This window comes from Hymenobacter sp. BT18 (assembly GCF_012273015.1).
GTDB classification, from domain to species: Bacteria; Bacteroidota; Bacteroidia; order Cytophagales; family Hymenobacteraceae; genus Hymenobacter; species Hymenobacter lutimineralis.
In genome coordinates this window covers 2,418,872-2,434,472 of sequence record NZ_CP050954.1, presented here as the reverse complement: position 1 = coordinate 2,434,472, position 15,601 = coordinate 2,418,872, and the positions used below count along the sequence as shown (strand labels likewise).

General features: G+C 57.5%; 17 protein-coding genes. 14 read left to right on the top strand and 3 right to left on the bottom strand.

Annotated elements, in window-relative coordinates; translation table 11 throughout:
- Positions 1–84: 84 nt before the first annotated feature.
- On the top strand, positions 85–360 hold the full coding sequence (locus tag HER32_RS20425) for a PLD nuclease N-terminal domain-containing protein (RefSeq protein ID WP_149070300.1): 276 nt from the start codon (positions 85–87) through the stop codon (positions 358–360).
- A gap of 78 nt (positions 361–438) precedes the next feature.
- On the opposite strand, the gene HER32_RS10255 is transcribed toward HER32_RS20425, so the two are convergent.
- Positions 439–1,050: a DUF2939 domain-containing protein gene (locus HER32_RS10255; RefSeq protein WP_149070301.1), complete on the bottom strand. Its 612-nt coding sequence runs from the start codon at positions 1,048–1,050 to the stop codon at positions 439–441.
- Positions 1,051–1,157: 107 nt separating this feature from the next.
- Here HER32_RS10255 and HER32_RS10250 point away from each other — a divergent pair, with 107 nt between their 5' ends.
- The 3 genes from HER32_RS10250 to HER32_RS10240 all read left to right on the top strand — a co-directional run bounded on the left by HER32_RS10250 (position 1,158) and on the right by HER32_RS10240 (position 3,428).
- The gene (locus HER32_RS10250; protein WP_168681799.1) at positions 1,158–1,994 is read left to right on the top strand and encodes a glycerophosphodiester phosphodiesterase family protein; all 837 of its coding nucleotides are present in this window, start codon (positions 1,158–1,160) and stop codon (positions 1,992–1,994) included.
- Positions 1,995–2,275: 281 nt separating this feature from the next.
- Complete coding sequence (locus HER32_RS10245) at positions 2,276–2,674, top strand: helix-turn-helix domain-containing protein (protein WP_149070303.1); 399 nt, start codon at positions 2,276–2,278, stop codon at positions 2,672–2,674.
- A gap of 172 nt (positions 2,675–2,846) precedes the next feature.
- Positions 2,847–3,428 carry an acyl-CoA thioesterase gene (locus tag HER32_RS10240; RefSeq protein WP_168681798.1) on the top strand — a complete coding sequence of 194 codons (582 nt, stop codon included), beginning with the start codon at positions 2,847–2,849 and terminating at the stop codon, positions 3,426–3,428.
- Positions 3,429–3,679: 251 nt separating this feature from the next.
- On the opposite strand, the gene HER32_RS10235 is transcribed toward HER32_RS10240, so the two are convergent.
- Together HER32_RS10235 and recF are read right to left on the bottom strand one after the other, a co-directional pair.
- Positions 3,680–4,003 (bottom strand): DUF721 domain-containing protein, encoded by a 324-nt coding sequence (locus HER32_RS10235; RefSeq protein ID WP_149070304.1) that lies wholly within the window; start codon positions 4,001–4,003, stop codon positions 3,680–3,682.
- A 64-nt stretch (positions 4,004–4,067) separates the two neighbouring features.
- Entirely contained in the window at positions 4,068–5,093 is a 1,026-nt protein-coding gene (gene recF / locus HER32_RS10230; RefSeq protein ID WP_232066224.1) for a DNA replication/repair protein RecF, read from the bottom strand.
- Between the two features lie 150 nt (positions 5,094–5,243).
- On the opposite strand from recF, the gene pdhA reads away from it, so the two are divergent.
- The 10 genes from pdhA (at position 5,244) to HER32_RS10180 (ending at position 15,601) form a co-directional block, all read left to right on the top strand.
- Complete coding sequence (gene pdhA, locus HER32_RS10225) at positions 5,244–6,416, top strand: pyruvate dehydrogenase (acetyl-transferring) E1 component subunit alpha (protein ID WP_149070306.1); 1,173 nt, start codon at positions 5,244–5,246, stop codon at positions 6,414–6,416.
- Positions 6,417–6,464: 48 nt separating this feature from the next.
- Positions 6,465–7,241 carry a tetratricopeptide repeat protein gene (locus HER32_RS10220; protein ID WP_149070307.1) on the top strand — a complete coding sequence of 259 codons (777 nt, stop codon included), beginning with the start codon at positions 6,465–6,467 and terminating at the stop codon, positions 7,239–7,241.
- Between the two features lie 143 nt (positions 7,242–7,384).
- The gene (ribH, locus tag HER32_RS10215) at positions 7,385–7,861 is read left to right on the top strand and encodes a 6,7-dimethyl-8-ribityllumazine synthase (protein ID WP_149070308.1); all 477 of its coding nucleotides are present in this window, start codon (positions 7,385–7,387) and stop codon (positions 7,859–7,861) included.
- A 212-nt stretch (positions 7,862–8,073) separates the two neighbouring features.
- Positions 8,074–8,457 carry a TraR/DksA family transcriptional regulator gene (locus HER32_RS10210; protein ID WP_149070309.1) on the top strand — a complete coding sequence of 128 codons (384 nt, stop codon included), beginning with the start codon at positions 8,074–8,076 and terminating at the stop codon, positions 8,455–8,457.
- Positions 8,458–8,619: 162 nt separating this feature from the next.
- Positions 8,620–10,383 (top strand): pseudouridine synthase, encoded by a 1,764-nt coding sequence (locus HER32_RS10205; protein WP_168681797.1) that lies wholly within the window; start codon positions 8,620–8,622, stop codon positions 10,381–10,383.
- A gap of 31 nt (positions 10,384–10,414) precedes the next feature.
- Positions 10,415–11,176, top strand: coding sequence for a type III pantothenate kinase (locus tag HER32_RS10200; RefSeq protein WP_168681796.1), 762 nt, complete (start codon positions 10,415–10,417; stop codon positions 11,174–11,176).
- The gene (locus HER32_RS10195) at positions 11,166–12,494 is read left to right on the top strand and encodes a hypothetical protein (protein ID WP_168681795.1); all 1,329 of its coding nucleotides are present in this window, start codon (positions 11,166–11,168) and stop codon (positions 12,492–12,494) included. Before HER32_RS10200 ends, HER32_RS10195 begins: the two co-directional genes overlap by 11 nt.
- 47 nt (positions 12,495–12,541) lie before the next feature.
- Positions 12,542–13,069 carry an LPS export ABC transporter periplasmic protein LptC gene (gene lptC / locus HER32_RS10190; RefSeq protein ID WP_168681794.1) on the top strand — a complete coding sequence of 176 codons (528 nt, stop codon included), beginning with the start codon at positions 12,542–12,544 and terminating at the stop codon, positions 13,067–13,069.
- A 3-nt stretch (positions 13,070–13,072) separates the two neighbouring features.
- Positions 13,073–13,342: a hypothetical protein gene (locus tag HER32_RS10185; protein ID WP_149070314.1), complete on the top strand. Its 270-nt coding sequence runs from the start codon at positions 13,073–13,075 to the stop codon at positions 13,340–13,342.
- A 132-nt stretch (positions 13,343–13,474) separates the two neighbouring features.
- The gene (locus tag HER32_RS10180) at positions 13,475–15,601 is read left to right on the top strand and encodes a peptidylprolyl isomerase (protein ID WP_168681793.1); all 2,127 of its coding nucleotides are present in this window, start codon (positions 13,475–13,477) and stop codon (positions 15,599–15,601) included.

The window sequence follows — 15,601 nt, the reverse complement described above, 5'->3', positions numbered from 1 at the left end:
TTATATAAATTATAGACTGTTCGCTATATCCATTCCGGTAAATGCGGCGTAGAAAGGGCCATTCACCCTTTTCTCTCTACTCCCATGAACAGACTAGCAACCTTGACCCAACGTTGGTCCTTACTGTCCTTCTCTCTTTTCCTTACTCTATCCACGGTCCTCAGCAGCTGCTCTGGCCGCCGTTCAGATGGCTCACTAACCATCTTTGGGGTGGTTTACCTGTTATTAGCCGTAGCCGCCGTTATCAGTCTGTTTAAACAAGACTGGTCTTTGGGTAAGAAGCTTCTTTGGGGGGCCATCATTTGGTTCTTCCCTTTTGGTGGTTCTATCATTTACTTCCTCTTCTCAGGTCGAAAATAAGAATCCACTGACCGCATAAGAAAGGCCCAGTACCGTTTTGGTGCTGGGCCTTTTTTTGGTTACCCCTCTTTCCTGCCTTCAACGGCTAAGCAGCTTGCTCTTCTCCATGCGGGCAACGTGCTTCAGAATTTCCCCAGTGTTGGTGATTTCAGTAGCCTGCCAATAGTCGCCTTGGTTGCGCATCTTCACCTCCACAACTACCGTGGTATCGTAGCGCGGCTGCGTGAATTCCAGCCCCAAGAATGCCTGCTCGCCTTCTTCCCGGCTATACTTGAGACCTTTGAACTTGCTGTCGGGGCTGACTACTTTGCCGGCCAACCCCAGGATCGAAACGTTTACTGCGTGCTTAGGGGCTGCTGCTTCCAGCGAGCCGGTAGCAATGTACTGCTCCACTTCGCGCCGGGCGGCTTTCGTGAGCTGCGGCTTTATCAGCCCGAGGGCGCCCTTCATAGCCAGTCCTCCTGGATTGAGCACACCCAGTACCGAGCCTTGGGTAGTTATCTGGTCTACTAAACTGCCCGTTACACTCTCCACATCCACGTAGCGGGCAAAGGTGGTGGCATCGTGGCTCTGCGCAGCTTTGGCCGCCTGCATCAGGGAGTATTCGGGGCTGCCCACCACATGGCGGTAGTAGAGGTAGCCGCCGATCAGTACGCCGGCCAACACCAGGGCTATTACGATTTTCTTCATCTGCGTAGTACGAGTAGAGTGAATAGTTAGCGTGTGCGTATACTTCGTAAAGGCCTCTGTAAAAGAACCGGCTCTTGCTTTCTGACCTCACCAAGGGGCGAAAATATATGCTCAATTCATCGGTTTTCCCAGTTATCCATGGCCACCGCGGGTGCCGGGGGCTCTACCCCGAAAACACGCTGCCGGCTTTTCGGCACGCGGTTACGCTCGGCGTTGAGGTACTAGAGCTTGATGTTGTTATTTCCGCCGATAGCCAAGTAGTGGTTTCGCACGAGCCGTGGATGTCGTCAGCTATCTGTCGTACGCCGGCTGGCCAGCCGATTGCCCCGGACGAGCAGCTGCAACACAATCTATATGCGCTATCCTACCCCGAGATTCGCCGCTACGACTGCGGCTCAACCCGGCACCCAGCCTTCCCGGCGCAGCAAAGCGTGCCGGCCTACAAGCCCCTGCTGCGGGAAGTAATTCAGGATGTAGACCGTTTGTCGCTGGCGTTAGGTAGGCCGCTGGTGCGCTTTAGCGTGGAGCTGAAAAGTGAGCCGGCGGGGGAGGGGCATTTCCAACCCCCGCCCCGGCAGTTCCTCGACTTGGTTGTGCGTGAGCTGCAGGCCCTGCAGGTACTTGCTCGCACAACTTTGTTGTGTTTCGACAAACGCATTCTGCAGCTGGCGCATCAGCTGCTTCCGGGTATGGCTGTATGCTTGCTCGTTGAAGACAAGCAGCCGCATGCTGACCACCTGCAGGAGCTAGGCTTTGTACCCACTGTGTATGGCCCCAACTTCCCCTTGGTGTCTTCTGAGCTTGTAACAGACCTGAATGAGCTCGGTATACAGCTTGTTCCCTGGACGGTGAATGAGTACCCCGACTTCCACCGCCTATTGGCATTTCATCCGGCGGGCATTACAACGGATTATCCGGACCGTTTTCTCTTGGCTAGTCATTAGTAGGTTTTGCTAACGGTAGGCCATTCGTACCCCTATGTACGCTTTGGAGGGTTACTCCGGGCCTTTGTATCACAAGTCGTAAAGAGTTTACGGCGCTCAGCGTTACGTATTACGCTGTGTAAAATGTAAAACCATTAATAATTTACACTGTAACGTAATGTGTGTACTATTTCATGTGTATCATAAAATGTATCTTATGGTATTTCATCTGTTACTATTACTTGTATTGCTGAAACACATTCATCATCTTTACACTTTGTATCAATCTTACGACTCTGTTTATGCCGCATCAGGGCGAAATACTGCAGGAAGCCATTAAAAACAGCGGAATTTCGATTACCCGTATCGTGGACGAATTGGGTATTACACGTCCTACTATCTATCGTAAATTCAAAGATGAAACACTTGATTACGCTTTCGTAAAGCGCGTCGGTGAAATAATTTCTCATGATTTTTCGAACGATTTTACAGTCGTGCAACAAGCTTCGTTGCCTTTTACAGTTACACATAATGTTACAAACAGTAATATTACACTTGATAAGCCTGTAACACATCGTCAGGCTGTTACACAATCTGCTGATTCTGATCCTGCTAAACAGCTTCTGGCCCTGCAGCAGAAGTATATTGCCCTGCTCGAAGCGTACAATGAGCTTTTGCTGAAAGTGTATGGACCGAAGTGAACAAAAGTGTTCCACGTGAAACATTTTTGTTCGCCGTCAGTAGCGTGCCCAGGGTTTCAGTTAAGGTGAAAATTGTTACAGCCTCAATTAAACACTGACTACAAGACAGGCTTGTAAGTATTGGCAAGACACCGACAAGTGGGGCCACTTTTCTGCAAAAATCCTCCCTAGAATGACAGCCTCAACTCCTCAGCTTGACTACCGGCCAGTGGCCTATTCCCGCGTTACCCTCACCGAGCTGATGATACCGGCGTACGCGAATTTCGGTGGAAAAATTCACGGCGGCATCCTGCTTTCCTTGATGGATAAGGTGGCGTACGCTGCAGCATCTAAGCACGCCGGTGCCTACTGTGTTACCGTGAGTGTGGATGGGGTAAACTTCTTGCAGCCGGTAGAAGTGGGGGAGCTGGTCTCCCTGCTGGCCTCGGTAAACTACGTGGGCCGTACTTCCCTACTGGTAGGCATAAAGGTCATAGCCGAGGACGTGCGCACGGGCTTGGTAAAGCATACCAATACCAGCTACTTTACCATGGTGGCGAAGAATGACGAAGGCCAGCCCGCGCCGGTGCCCGGCCTCCTGCTCGAAACGCCGGAAGACACGCGCCGGTTTATGGAGGCCATTAAACGCCGGGAAGTAAAAGAGCAGTACCGCCTGGAATTTGATAATGCCAGAACCCGGTTGGATGCCGAGCAGAATTTGCATCTGTTAGACAAGGAGCGTTGCCGCCTTGGCTACGTGCCAACCCCAGGGTAAAATCCAGGGTGATGGTGACGGTAGCTAGGCCTAACTAGCAGAGCACAGTCGTCGGTAGCAGCCAAGCTAAGAGTCGTCCTGGCTTCAGCAAGCAGTTAAATGCTATGAGCCTGGCTATGCCTGTGTCTGAAGCCAGTCCTGACGAGTTGGCTTCAAACACAGGCATACCTAAGTGCCCAAGGCACCGCAGCCATTGGCGGTCTGCCTCGTTAAGGCAACAGGAAGAAGGAAGAACAAAGAAGGGGGAAGGGCTAAAGGAAGATAACCTCTTTGATGACCTCGGAGCCTACCTCAGCATTCAGGTTAGCCAGCACCTGGGTCTTAGCCATGAAAAGCTCATGCTTGAGTGGGGCCGAGGAGAGCCGCACGAAGAGTTTACTGTTGCTAACGTATACCTGCTGGGTTTTCATGGCTACAGCCTTGCCCATTACCCGCTCCCAGCTAGCAACCACCGTTACCTCATCTAGCTTACCCTGCAGGCGGTAAGCCCGCAGCAAAGCAGCAATTCCATCCTTGAGCGGAACGATATCCGACTGACGGGAATTCTCGGAATTGTAAGGTTTTTTAAATGCCATTGCCTTTATTAACGCGCGAAAGTGTGGGGCGCAGGGGAGTAGGCAAAGGTAGGCGACAAAGCAGCTAAAGCGGTTGCACCGTTCCCGATTCAACCCGAAAACGACGGATATCATCCGAGAGGGAAGCGAGTACCCGGTCGGTGCGCTCAAGGTGGGTATCGGTTAGAAAAATCTGCCCGAAGGTGTGGTTGGCTACCAGCTGCATCAGGCGGGTAATGCGCTTCTCGTCGAGCCGGTCGAAGATGTCGTCGAGCAGGAGTAGGGGCTTGTGCTGCTTGCGCTGAGCCAAGACCTCAAACTGGGCCAGCTTAAGGGCAATGGCAAAAGACTTCTGCTGGCCCTGGGAGCCGTACGCCTTCACCGCCCGCTCGTCCATCAGGAAAGTGAAGTCGTCGCGGTGAGGGCCAAGGGTGGTGCGCTGCAGGCTGAGGTCCCGGCGCTCCTGCAGGCGAAGGAGCTTGAGGAAATCGGTACCGGGCAGTTCGCTCTTATAGGTTAGCGTCACCTGCTCCCGGGAGTCGGCTAGCTGCTCGTAGTGCCGCTGGAAGACGGGCTCAAACTCCGTGAGAAACTCCTGTCGACGCGCTACCAACTGCTCGCCCAGGGGGGCCAACTGATCATCCAACACCAGCAGGTATTCCCGATCGTAGCCGGCTTGCCGCTCAGCTGCCAGCTTGAGCAAGGAATTGCGCTGCTTCAAGGCGTGCGAGTAGCGAATGAGGTTTTCCAGATACTCGTGGTCGAGCTGGGAAATGAGGCTGTCGAAGTACTTGCGCCTTTCCTCGCTGCCCTGCCGGATAAGGTCCGTGTCGTAAGGCGAGATAAGCACCACGGGGTAGCGGCCGATATGGTCGGACACCCGTTCGTAAGCCTGCTTGTTGTGGGTGACTACCTTTTTCTGACCCAGGCGCAAACTGCATTGGATTGTTTCGGGCTTCTGATCAGGAGCCTCGAAACGGCCCTTCACCACGAAGAACTCTTCTCCCTGCCGAATGCTCTGGGCATCGGCAGAAGTAAATGCGCTTTTGGTGAGTGATAAGTAGTGAATAGCATCCAGTAGGTTGGTCTTACCACTTCCGTTGTCGCCCACAAAGCAGTTGATGTGGGGGAGAAGCTCAGATTGGCTTCTTCGTAGTTTTTGAAGAAGAGTAAGTGGAGGCTATGTAGTATCATGCTTGGGTTCGGAATTGAAATCCTTTTACGTACTTTCGCATCCCAAACGCGAACAACCGAAAGCAAGATGGCGGAGACGAAAGTAAAGGGTGCTCAGAAGGCTTCCAATTCGACGAAAAAAACGTCGGCCCCCAAAGCTGCCGCCAAAGGCACAGCTACCGAAACCGTGAAGCAGCCCGACCCGGTACTGCCCATCGCAAACGGCGAAGCGGCAGCAGCCACCGGCGCGCCCAAAGCAACCACTCCGGCTCAGCCGGAATTCCCGAAGGAAACCTACCTGCGCTGGTATGAGCAAATGCAGCTCATGCGCAAGTTCGAAGAAAAGGCTGGCCAGCTCTACGGCCAGCAAAAGATCAAAGGCTTCTGCCACCTCTATATTGGCCAGGAAGCCTGCGTAGCCGGCGCTGTATCGGCCCTGACGAAGGACGACAAGTGGATAACCGCTTACCGAGACCACGCGCACCCGCTGGCCTTAGGTACGTCGCCGAACGCCATCATGGCCGAGCTGTATGCCAAGGCCACGGGCTGCTCGAAAGGCAAAGGTGGCTCCATGCACATGTTCGATAAGGAGGTGAACTTCATTGGCGGCCACGGCATCGTGGGAGCCCAGGTTCCCATGGGCGCGGGCATTGCCTTTGCTGAGAAGTACAACAAAACCGGCAACCTCTGCATCTGCTACATGGGCGACGGCGCCGTGCGCCAGGGCGCCCTGCACGAGGCCTTCAACATGGCCATGCTGTGGAAGCTGCCCGTCATCTTCGTGGTAGAAAACAATGGTTACGCCATGGGCACCTCCGTACAGCGGACCTCGAACGTGACTGAGTTGTACACGATGGGGGAGAGCTACGATATGCCCGCCGAGCCCGTGAATGCCATGAGCGTGGAGGACGTGCACAACGCCGTGGCCCGCGCCGCCGAACGCGCCCGGGCCGGGGAAGGCCCCACGTTCCTGGAGTTTAAAACCTACCGTTACAAAGGCCACTCCATGAGTGACCCGGCCAAGTACCGCACCAAAGAGGAGCTGGAAGACTACCGCTCCCGCGACGCCATTGAGGCCGTACGCCATACTATCCTGACCCACAATATGGCCTCGGAAGAAGATCTGGCGGCCATCGACGAGAAGATCAAGGCGCAGGTGCTGGAGTCGGTAGAGTTTGCTGAGAACTCGCCGTTCCCCACGGCCGATGAGCTGTACAAAGACGTGTACGTGCAGCAGGATTACCCCTACATTCACGACTAACCTGCCCGGCCTCAACCCGCAGCTCGTCGCTATTTTTGAACTTACCTAATGTCTAAGATTCCCTACACGCGAAACAGCCCGCTGAATCGCCCGCAGCAAACCCCGGTGCCAGCTGACCCTAACCAGCCGGCCCAGCAAGAGTTCGTGCCCGAGCATCCTCTGCTCGAGGACCCAGATGCTCTGGCGGCTCGCCTTGCCAACTCCGAGGACTTTCTTCGTCGCAACAAGAATATCCTCTTGGGCTTGCTGACGGTAGTGGTGCTGGCAGTGGTAGGGGGATTTGGCTGGTATATCTGGCGGGGCAAGCAGGATGAGAAAGCGCAGGCGGAGCTCTTCCAGGCAGTAACCTACTGGGAAGCTGACTCGCTCAACAAAGCGCTGAAAGGCGACGGGCAGTACCGTGGGCTGGAAGCTGTAGCTAACGACTACAACGGCACGAAAGCGGGCAACCTGGCTAACTTCTACGCTGGCGTAGCCTCGCTGAAAGCGGGCAAGTACCAGCAAGCCGCCGATTACCTGGAAGACTTCAGCTCCGATGACTTGCTGTTGCAGGCCCGTGCCTACGCCTTGTTGGGTGATGCCAACCTGGAGCTCGGCAAGACGAAAGAAGCCGCCGACCTGTACCAGAAAGCCGCCGACCACAAGAGCAATGAGTACTTCACGCCGAGCTACCTGCTCAAGGAAGCCACGGCTCGGGAACTGGCCAAAGACTACGAAGGCGCCATTAAAGCCTACGACCGGATTCTGAATGAATACCCGGCCGCCGCTGAGGCCAACGATGCCAAGCAGTATAAAGGCCGGGCAGAAGGGCTGGCGGGCAAATAGCCAAACTTCTAAACCAAGCAAAACAAAAGGTGGCCCCCAAGGCCACCTTTTGTTTTGGGGCATATTCCGCTAAGGACCAAACCATCGGCGCTTACCTTTGCTGATGAAGCCTCCGGCTGCTTTCTCACTCATACCACGTTCATATGGCAACCGCCCTCAAAAATCTCAGCGACTACTCCGCTGCGCAGTTTATTGACATCAGCGAAAAGAAGTTTGGTTTGGTCGTAGCCGAGTGGAACCGCGCCATTACCGACGTGCTCAGTCAGGGCGCCTACGAAACGCTATTGCAGCACGGCGCCAAGCCAGAGAATGTCTTTCGCAATACTGTGCCCGGAAGCTTCGAGCTGACGCTAGGCGCGCAGCTGCTGGCCCAGCACGAGGAAATTGATGCCGTAATCTGCTTGGGCGTCGTTATCAAAGGCGAAACCAAGCACGACGACTATATCTGCCACGCCGTAGCCCAGGGGCTAACCAACGTAGGCCTGAAATTCAACAAGCCCGTCATTTTTGGGTTGGTAACCACCAATACTGAAGAGCAAGCCTGGGACCGGGCCGGGGGCAAGCACGGCAATAAAGGCGTAGAAGCCGCCGTAACGGCCATTCAGATGCTAGGCTTCTGAGTGCTAGCAACTCCCACCAGGCGCGGGGTGTAGGGCAAATCCGGACAAAGCCGTAGCTTTGCGGCCGGAAACGACGTGCCGTGCCAGAGCCGCCAGGCTGAAGACGAAAGAAGTGGCAAACTAATTTTTGCGACTTACTGTTTCGGAGCCAGCAAATGAGCGTCCGTATAGTGCTTTGCTAAACCCCTTCATATTTCAATTCCCTGTTACCCATGAGTGAAGAAACCCTACGCTATTCCAGGGAAGATCTGGCCGAGTTTGAGGTAATCATCCAGGATAAGCTGACGGCTGCCCGCAAGGAAGTAGCGTTCATCAAAGAAACCCTGAGCCGCAAGAATGACTCAGGTACCGACAACACGGCTTCTTCGTCGAAGGTGCTGGAAGACGGTGCCGACACGGCGGAGAAGGAAAGCCTGAACCAGCTGGCCTCTCGCCAGATGAAGTTTATCCAGCAGCTGGAAAACGCGCTGGTGCGCATCAAGAATGGCACCTACGGCGTTTGCATCGGGACCGGTAAGCTGATTCCGAAAGAGCGGCTGCGCGCTGTGCCCCACACCCAGCATTCCATCGAAGCTAAGCTGGCCCGCCGCGACTAATCGTAGCCCACACCTTGTAGTGCCCGGACTCTCAGCCGGCTCCCTTGGGGCAGGTTGCTGGTTCGGGCACTGTTTTCTACTCCGCTTGGTTTAGGCCAACGCTGCGTTTATATTTCCTTTTTAACCCAGTACCGTAGCGATACGGCACGCAAGCCTACCAGTATGGGCAAGAAACATTTCTCCGACGATACACCGGGCCGCCGCGGACGCGCCCCCCAGGGCCGCCCCGCCGATGGTGGCCGCCCCGATGGCCCTCGCAAATTCAACGGCCCGGGCCGCAGCCGCGATGAGCGCGGCAACTCGGCTCCGCGCTTCAACAGCGGTGGGGAAGAAGGACGCCGGAGCTTTGGCACCGACCGGCCGGCTTACGGCCGCCCCGGCGGTCAGAGCTTCGATGGTCCTCGCCAGCCAGCCAGCGGTGGCTACGGTGGCCCAAAGAAATTTGGTCAGTCCGGCGGCTTTTCTTCCCGTGGCGGCAGTGCCCGTGGTGGTGACTACGGCCAGCCGCGCTTTGGCGGCAACGATGACCGGCGCGGCTTCCGGCCCGACAGCCGCCGCGATGAGCGCCCCCGTGAGGAGCGTCCCGTGCGCGCCTTCGAGCCCAGGGAAACCTGGGGAGGCCAGCCCTACCGTCAGGAGGGCCGGCCGGCTGTGCCCCGGGGTATGCCCGGCGAGCGGAACCGTAAGTTTGTCAAGCAGGATCCCCGCGGACCAAGACCAGATACTGAATTCCGGCCATCGGCTCCGGCACCTGCACGCGAGGAGCGGCAGGTAAGCGGCGACCGGGAAGTACGCCCAGCCCGTCAGTTTGACTACCGTGGTCGGCCCGAAAACCTCGATGCTGACCGGCCTGTCCAACGCCCGGAGTCGGGGCCACGCGACTACCGCGCCCCGCGTGAAGAAGCAGGCAGCCGCGACCGGAAGCCCGGTGGGTTTGGCGCCCGCCGCGAAACGGGTTTTGGTGGCGGCAGCTTCGGCGAGAAGCGGACCAGCCGCCCCGGCTCCTTCGGGGCTGACAAGCGCGAGGGCCGGGCATATGGCGAGCGGCCGGAGCGCACTGTCAACAAGCACACGGGTCGGGATATCGACTCGAACCAGGCCGGTAAGCGCAAGCGGGGCGAAGTAGCGGGCGAAGCCCCCGACTACAAGAACCTGCGCTACTACGAGGAAGACAAAAGCCGCGGCAACAAGCGCCGGCGCGACGAAGAGCCCGATACCGAGCTGACCCGCCTGAACCGCTACATTGCCAACGCCGGAATCTGCTCCCGCCGGGAAGCCGACTCCCTGATTGCCGCCGGTGAAATTCGGGTGAACGGAGAGGTAGTAACGGAAATGGGCTACAAAGTGCAGCCCACTGATACCGTGCAGTACGGCAAGACCAACCTGAACCGTGAGAAGCTGGTGTACGTGCTGCTGAACAAGCCCAAGGACTTTATCACGACCACGGAGGACCCCGAAGGCCGCCGCACCGTGATGGAACTGGTCGCCAATGCCTCGAAGGAGCGTATCTTCCCCGTAGGCCGCCTCGACCGGAACACCACCGGGCTACTGCTCTTCACCAACGATGGAGAAGTAGCGCAGAAACTGTCGCACCCTTCGCACAAGAACAAGAAGATCTACCAGGTTGAGCTAAACAAGCCGCTGACCGAAGACCACCTGCGTCAAATCACGGCAGGGCTGGAGCTGGAAGATGGCAAGGCTGAGGTGGATGACGTGGCAGTAGTAGCCGGCAACGCGCATTTTGTGGGCGTGGAGCTGCACATCGGCCGCAACCGCATTGTGCGCCGCATCTTCGAGCACCTGGGCTACGAAGTGGTGACCCTGGACCGGGTGCAGTACGCCGGCCTAACCAAGAAAGACCTGCCCCGGGGCAAGTGGCGCTTCCTGAACGAGAAGGAAGTCATTCGCCTGAAATATTTCATGTAGCAAGCAACGCCCCCTGCTTTGGCAGGCTCCTATGAGTAACTCCTGCGGCATGTGCTACCTCACTCTCGACATTGGCAATACTTCCAGCAAGCTGGGGTGCTTTGTGAATGGCGAGTTGGTAGAACATGCCGCAGGCCTTTCTCCGGAGCAAGTGGTAGCGGCGGCCAAGCGGCTCCGGCCCCGGCACATCATCGTGGCTACCGTGGCGGCGCAACCCGTGGCCGATTGGCAAAGCCAGCTACAGCCCCTCACGCAGGGAAAGGTAATTGGCTTCGACCCGGCCACCACGCCGGTGCCGCTGCACAATGCTTACGCCACGCCCGCCACACTGGGGGCCGACCGTTTGGCCGCCGCAGTGGGCGCCGCTACCCGTTTCCCGGGGCAGCATGTCCTGATTGTGGATGCGGGCACGGCCATTAAGTGCGACCTGGTGACCGATGGGTCTTCCTTCCAGGGCGGCAGTATTGCGCCGGGCCTACAGTTGCGCTTCCGGGCCTTGCACACGTTTACGGGCCGTCTGCCGTTACTGGCAGTGCCCAGCGAGGTAACGGCGCCGGTACCCCTCACAGGTACCGACACCCGTAGCGCCATCGAAAGTGGGGTGCTCAATGGCGCGGCGGCGGAGGTGAATGGCCTCATGGCGGAGTACCGGGCCCGATACTCCGGGCTGGCAGTCGTACTGACGGGGGGCGACGCCCCTTTTTTTGAACCCCGGCTGAAAGGCCGCATCTTTGTACTTCCCGAACTGGTTTTGCTCGGGCTTCACCGAATTCTGGTGCATAATGTCAACTAAATCATTTGCCGGCTTGCTGGGCCTGGCGCTTTTGGGCGCTTTCACTGTACCACGTAGCTTCGGCCAAGGCCTCGGCAACTCTCCCTACTCGCGGCTCGGACTGGGCGATACGCCGGCTACCTCGGGTGGCATCCGGCAGCAGAGCATGGGTGGCGTGGGGCTAGCGGCGCCAAACGGGCAGCACATCAACGACCTGAACCCGGCGCTGGTATACTACACCTCACGCACCACGTTTGAGATTGGGGTAACCGGGCAGTACAAGGAAATCAGCAACCGGCTGGCCTCGCAGAAAGACGGTAGCGTGAACCTGGGTTACATCAGCATGGCCTTGCCCATCTCCAAGCGGTGGGCCCTGTCATTGGGCCTGCGGCCCTACAGCTCCGTCGACTACTCCAACCAGCTGACGGAAGCGGTGCCAGGAGAAGATGAGCTCCGCTCTATTAAGCAGTACGAAGGCAAAGGCGGCCTCACCCAGGTGTACCTGGCGCAGGGGGTGCAGGTAGCCAAGGGCCTGACGCTGGGGCTGACCTCGGCGTACACCTTCGGCAGCATCGACCACGAAGCCAAGTCGACGCTCTATACCGAGGAGGGGGGCGTGGAAAATGCTACCACCACCGTGATAAACGACCATCTGTATTATTCCGACTTCACCTTTCGGCTGGGGGCCCACTACCGCGTTCCGCTAAACGAAAAACTCAATCTGAACGCCGGCGGCACCTACGCCTTCTCCTCCAAGCTGGACGGCACCCACGACCAAACGCTGCTGCGCGAGGATATCGAAGGCCGGGCCATTGAAAGCAACGCGGTGCTGTCGGGCCAGAAGGGCTACGCTACCCTGCCCGCTACGGCCCAGTTTGGGTTGTCTTTGGACAACAACAAAACCTGGTCAGTTTCACTGGATGCGGGCCACTCGAAGTGGAGCGAGTTTACCAACTTCAGCACCTTCAACGCCACGCCTTTGCACAATACATTCCGGGTAGCCTCGGGCGGCGAAATCACCCCCGACCCCGCCTCCGTGGACAGCTACTTTAAGCGCATCACGTACCGTCTGGGCGTGAGCGTGGAGCAGATGCCTTACCGCCCGGCCGGCCAGGTGCTCTACGACCGGGCCCTAAGCTGGGGCTTCACGCTGCCCGTACCAACCTCCTCGCCCTTGGAATCGGCGGGCGTGAACCTGGGATTTACAGTGGGCATACGCGGTAACAAAGACGCCAACAGCGAACTGCCTCAGGGCGGCGTGATTCAGGAACGGTACGTGCGGGCTCAACTAGGCTTCTCGCTCAACAACCGCTGGTTTATCAAGCGCCGCCTGGAATAGCAACAGCAATGAAAATAGGGTACACAGGGTGGGTTGCAGGATTAGGCATGGTGCTCACCGGGCTACTGGCCGGGTGTGAAGCCAAGCAGGAAGATCTGACGCAGAAAACCGTGTACACTGGGCCCCTGGTGGAGAGCAACAATGTGCTCATGATCTTCAGCGACTCGGCCAAGCTGCAGGCCAAGCTCACGGCGCCCCTGCAGCAGCAGTTTGAGAGCGGGGACATGGTGTTTCCCAAAACCCTGAAGATTACCTTCTACGGCGACAACGGCGCCCGCGTCATCAATACCCTCGAAGGCAACTACGGCAAGTACGACAAGAACCAGAACCTCTTCACGGTGCGCGGTAAGGTGAAGGTGCGCAACGAGGAAAAGCACCAGCAGCTGAATACCGAGGAGCTGTTCTTCAACCGGCAGAAGGGTACCATCTTCACGGCCAAGGAAACCGCCGTGCGGGTAGAAACCGATACGGAAGTACTGACGGGGTTTGGCCTGGAAGCCAATCAGGAATTTTCGCGGTATAAAATTCTCAAGCCCACAGGCATTTTTACCGTGCAGCAACCCGACCAGAAATAAGCCATGCCATTCCGTTTCGACCGGTCGTTGGGCCGTACCGTCTTGTTTTCTTTTGCGGTGGTAACGTTTGTTATCGGCACGTACCAAACCGTACTGCAGAACGACAAAAACGCGCTGCGCGACAATTATTGGCTGTTTATGCTTTCCTTCAGCTGCGTGATGCTTTACCGCTACCTGGGCCGGGAGCAAGCCCCGGAGCCGTCGGCTAAGCCCGCATCAGCGAAGAAGGCTAGTCGAGGCAATGCCGGTCCCAAGTCTGCCAAACGCAAGTAAGTACCGCTCACCGTTTTGCCGGGGCTGGGCGCTGCATCCTAAGGGTGCGGAGCCCAGCCCTTTGAATGTCCGGCGGATTCTGGTTATTTTGCGCCTCTTTCCACTTTTCATACCGCGCTTTTTTTCAAGTAAATGGCATTAATTAACACAATCCGAGAAAAATCGGGCTGGGCAGTCGGCACGGTTGCCATCGGGATGCTGCTCTTTATCGTTGGTGGCGACCTTATAGGGGGCAAAAACCGCCTCTTCGGCGGTCCTGACACGGTAGTTGGCGAAGTAGCCGGCGAAAAAGTGGAGTACGACGAGTACCAGCGCGTGCTGGAGGAAACCAAGCAGGCCTTCATCTCCCAGAACCAGCGCCAGCCCGACGAAAACACGATGGGCTACCTGCGCGACCAGGCCTGGAACAAAATCCTCTACCGCATCGCCTTCCAGAAGGAGTTCGACAAGCTGGGTCTGAAAGTTTCGGACGACGAGCTGACGGACATGGTGCAGGGCAAAAATATCCACCCCAGCATCCGCCAGGCCTTCACTGATCCTAAGACGGGCCAGTTCGACCGCAACCGCGTGATTGAGTACCTCAAGAACCTCGATAAGCTGCCCCCCCAGGCGCAGGAAGCCTGGTATGCGTTTGAAGCCAACCTGGGCCCCGACCGCCTCGGCACCAAGTACAACAACCTCATCAAGCTCTCCACTTACGTGACGACGGCCGAGGCCAAGCGCTTCGCCGAGGACATCAACACCCGCGCCAACATCCGCTACCTGCTGGTGCCGTACTTCTCCATCTCGGACTCGGCCGTGAAGGTGAGCAACGAGCAGTTGCAGGCTTACCTCGACAAGCACAAGGATCAGTACAAAGTAGAGGAAGGCCGCAACATCGAGTACGTGACGATTCCCGTTTCGGCCTCGGTAGAAGACAGCACGGCGGTGCAAACCACTGTGAACCAGCTGGCCCAGCAGTTTGCCTCGGCCCCCAACGACTCCTTGTTCGTGAAGCTGAACTCCGACCCGGAGTTTCCTTACAACGGCGGTTACCTCTCGCCCACCGACCTGCCCGAGAAGCTGCGCCAGAACCTGCCCCTCACCATCGGGAAAGTATATGGCCCTTATGCTGAAAATGGCACGTACAGCCTGTTTAAAGTAACCGGGCAGAAAGCCGGCACGCAGCCTGCTGCCCGCGCCAGCCACATCCTCATCAAGCCTACGGCCGAAACGCCCGAAGCCAAGGCAGCCGCCAAAGCCAAAGCGCAGGACATCCTGAACAAAATCAAAGGCGGGGCTGACTTCGCCGCTATGGCCCGTCAGTTCGGCTCCGATGGCACTACCGCTACTGGCGGCGACCTGGGCTGGTTTACCCAAGGCCGCATGGTGCCCGAGTTCGAGAAGGCAGTATTCGGCGCTACCTCGGCTGGCTTGCTGCCCAACCTGGTGGAAACCTCCTTCGGCTACCACATCCTGAAAGTAACGGCGCCCAAGACCACCCAGACCTACCAAGTAGCGGCCGTACAGAAAAGCATTGCTCCTTCCGACAACACCCGCGAAACGGCCTACGCCAAAGCCCAGGAGTTGAAAGGCAAGGCCACCGACCTGGAGTCGTTCCGGGCCGCCGTAGCCGCCGACAAGACACTGCAGAAGCAGGAAGCCAAAGGGCTCGACAAAGGCGCCCTGGCCGTAAACACCCTGCAGGGTGCCCGCGAGCTGGTACGCTGGTCGTACTACAACAACGGCAAGAAGACCGAGGTAGGCGACGTATCCGACGTGTTTGAAATCGGCGACCAGTATGTGCTGGCTGTGGTAACCGGCATTCGGGAGAAAGGCACCGCCGATGTGGCCAGCATCAAGCCCGAGCTCACGGCACTGGTGCGCAACGAGGAAAAGGCTAAGCAAATCATGGCCAAGCTGCAGGGCAAGACCGGCACGCTGGAGCAGCTGCAGGCCGCTTACGGCAACGGCGCCCAGGTAAACCAAGCCCAGAACATTGCTATGGGCGCGGGCATGATTCCCGGCATTGGCAACGAGCCCCTGGCCGTGGGCAAAATCTTCGGCCTGAAGCCCGGCCAGAAGTCGGCCCCCATCCAGGGTGAGCAGGGCGTACTGGTGGTGCAGCTCGAAAACATCAACAAGGAGCAAGCCTCCATCGACGTAGCCGCTATCAAGCGTCAGCTCGTGCAGCAGCGTTCTTCCCGCTTGGATGGCGCCATCTACGAGGCCGTGAAGAAGGACGCCAAGGTGGAGGACAACCGCCCGCGCTTCTTCTAA

Excerpts from the sequence above, each read along its gene's own strand:
- HER32_RS20425 (WP_149070300.1), top strand. The coding sequence starts at position 85 with ATGAACAGACTAGCAACCTTGACCCAACGTTGGTCCTTACTGTCCTTC.
- HER32_RS10255 (WP_149070301.1), bottom strand. The coding sequence starts at position 1,050 with ATGAAGAAAATCGTAATAGCCCTGGTGTTGGCCGGCGTACTGATCGGC.
- HER32_RS10250 (WP_168681799.1), top strand. The coding sequence starts at position 1,158 with ATGCTCAATTCATCGGTTTTCCCAGTTATCCATGGCCACCGCGGGTGC.
- HER32_RS10245 (WP_149070303.1), top strand. The coding sequence starts at position 2,276 with ATGCCGCATCAGGGCGAAATACTGCAGGAAGCCATTAAAAACAGCGGA.
- HER32_RS10240 (WP_168681798.1), top strand. The coding sequence starts at position 2,847 with ATGACAGCCTCAACTCCTCAGCTTGACTACCGGCCAGTGGCCTATTCC.
- HER32_RS10235 (WP_149070304.1), bottom strand. The coding sequence starts at position 4,003 with ATGGCATTTAAAAAACCTTACAATTCCGAGAATTCCCGTCAGTCGGAT.
- pdhA (WP_149070306.1), top strand. The coding sequence starts at position 5,244 with ATGGCGGAGACGAAAGTAAAGGGTGCTCAGAAGGCTTCCAATTCGACG.
- HER32_RS10220 (WP_149070307.1), top strand. The coding sequence starts at position 6,465 with ATGTCTAAGATTCCCTACACGCGAAACAGCCCGCTGAATCGCCCGCAG.
- ribH (WP_149070308.1), top strand. The coding sequence starts at position 7,385 with ATGGCAACCGCCCTCAAAAATCTCAGCGACTACTCCGCTGCGCAGTTT.
- HER32_RS10210 (WP_149070309.1), top strand. The coding sequence starts at position 8,074 with ATGAGTGAAGAAACCCTACGCTATTCCAGGGAAGATCTGGCCGAGTTT.
- HER32_RS10205 (WP_168681797.1), top strand. The coding sequence starts at position 8,620 with ATGGGCAAGAAACATTTCTCCGACGATACACCGGGCCGCCGCGGACGC.
- HER32_RS10200 (WP_168681796.1), top strand. The coding sequence starts at position 10,415 with ATGAGTAACTCCTGCGGCATGTGCTACCTCACTCTCGACATTGGCAAT.
- HER32_RS10195 (WP_168681795.1), top strand. The coding sequence starts at position 11,166 with ATGTCAACTAAATCATTTGCCGGCTTGCTGGGCCTGGCGCTTTTGGGC.
- lptC (WP_168681794.1), top strand. The coding sequence starts at position 12,542 with ATGGTGCTCACCGGGCTACTGGCCGGGTGTGAAGCCAAGCAGGAAGAT.
- HER32_RS10185 (WP_149070314.1), top strand. The coding sequence starts at position 13,073 with ATGCCATTCCGTTTCGACCGGTCGTTGGGCCGTACCGTCTTGTTTTCT.
- HER32_RS10180 (WP_168681793.1), top strand. The coding sequence starts at position 13,475 with ATGGCATTAATTAACACAATCCGAGAAAAATCGGGCTGGGCAGTCGGC.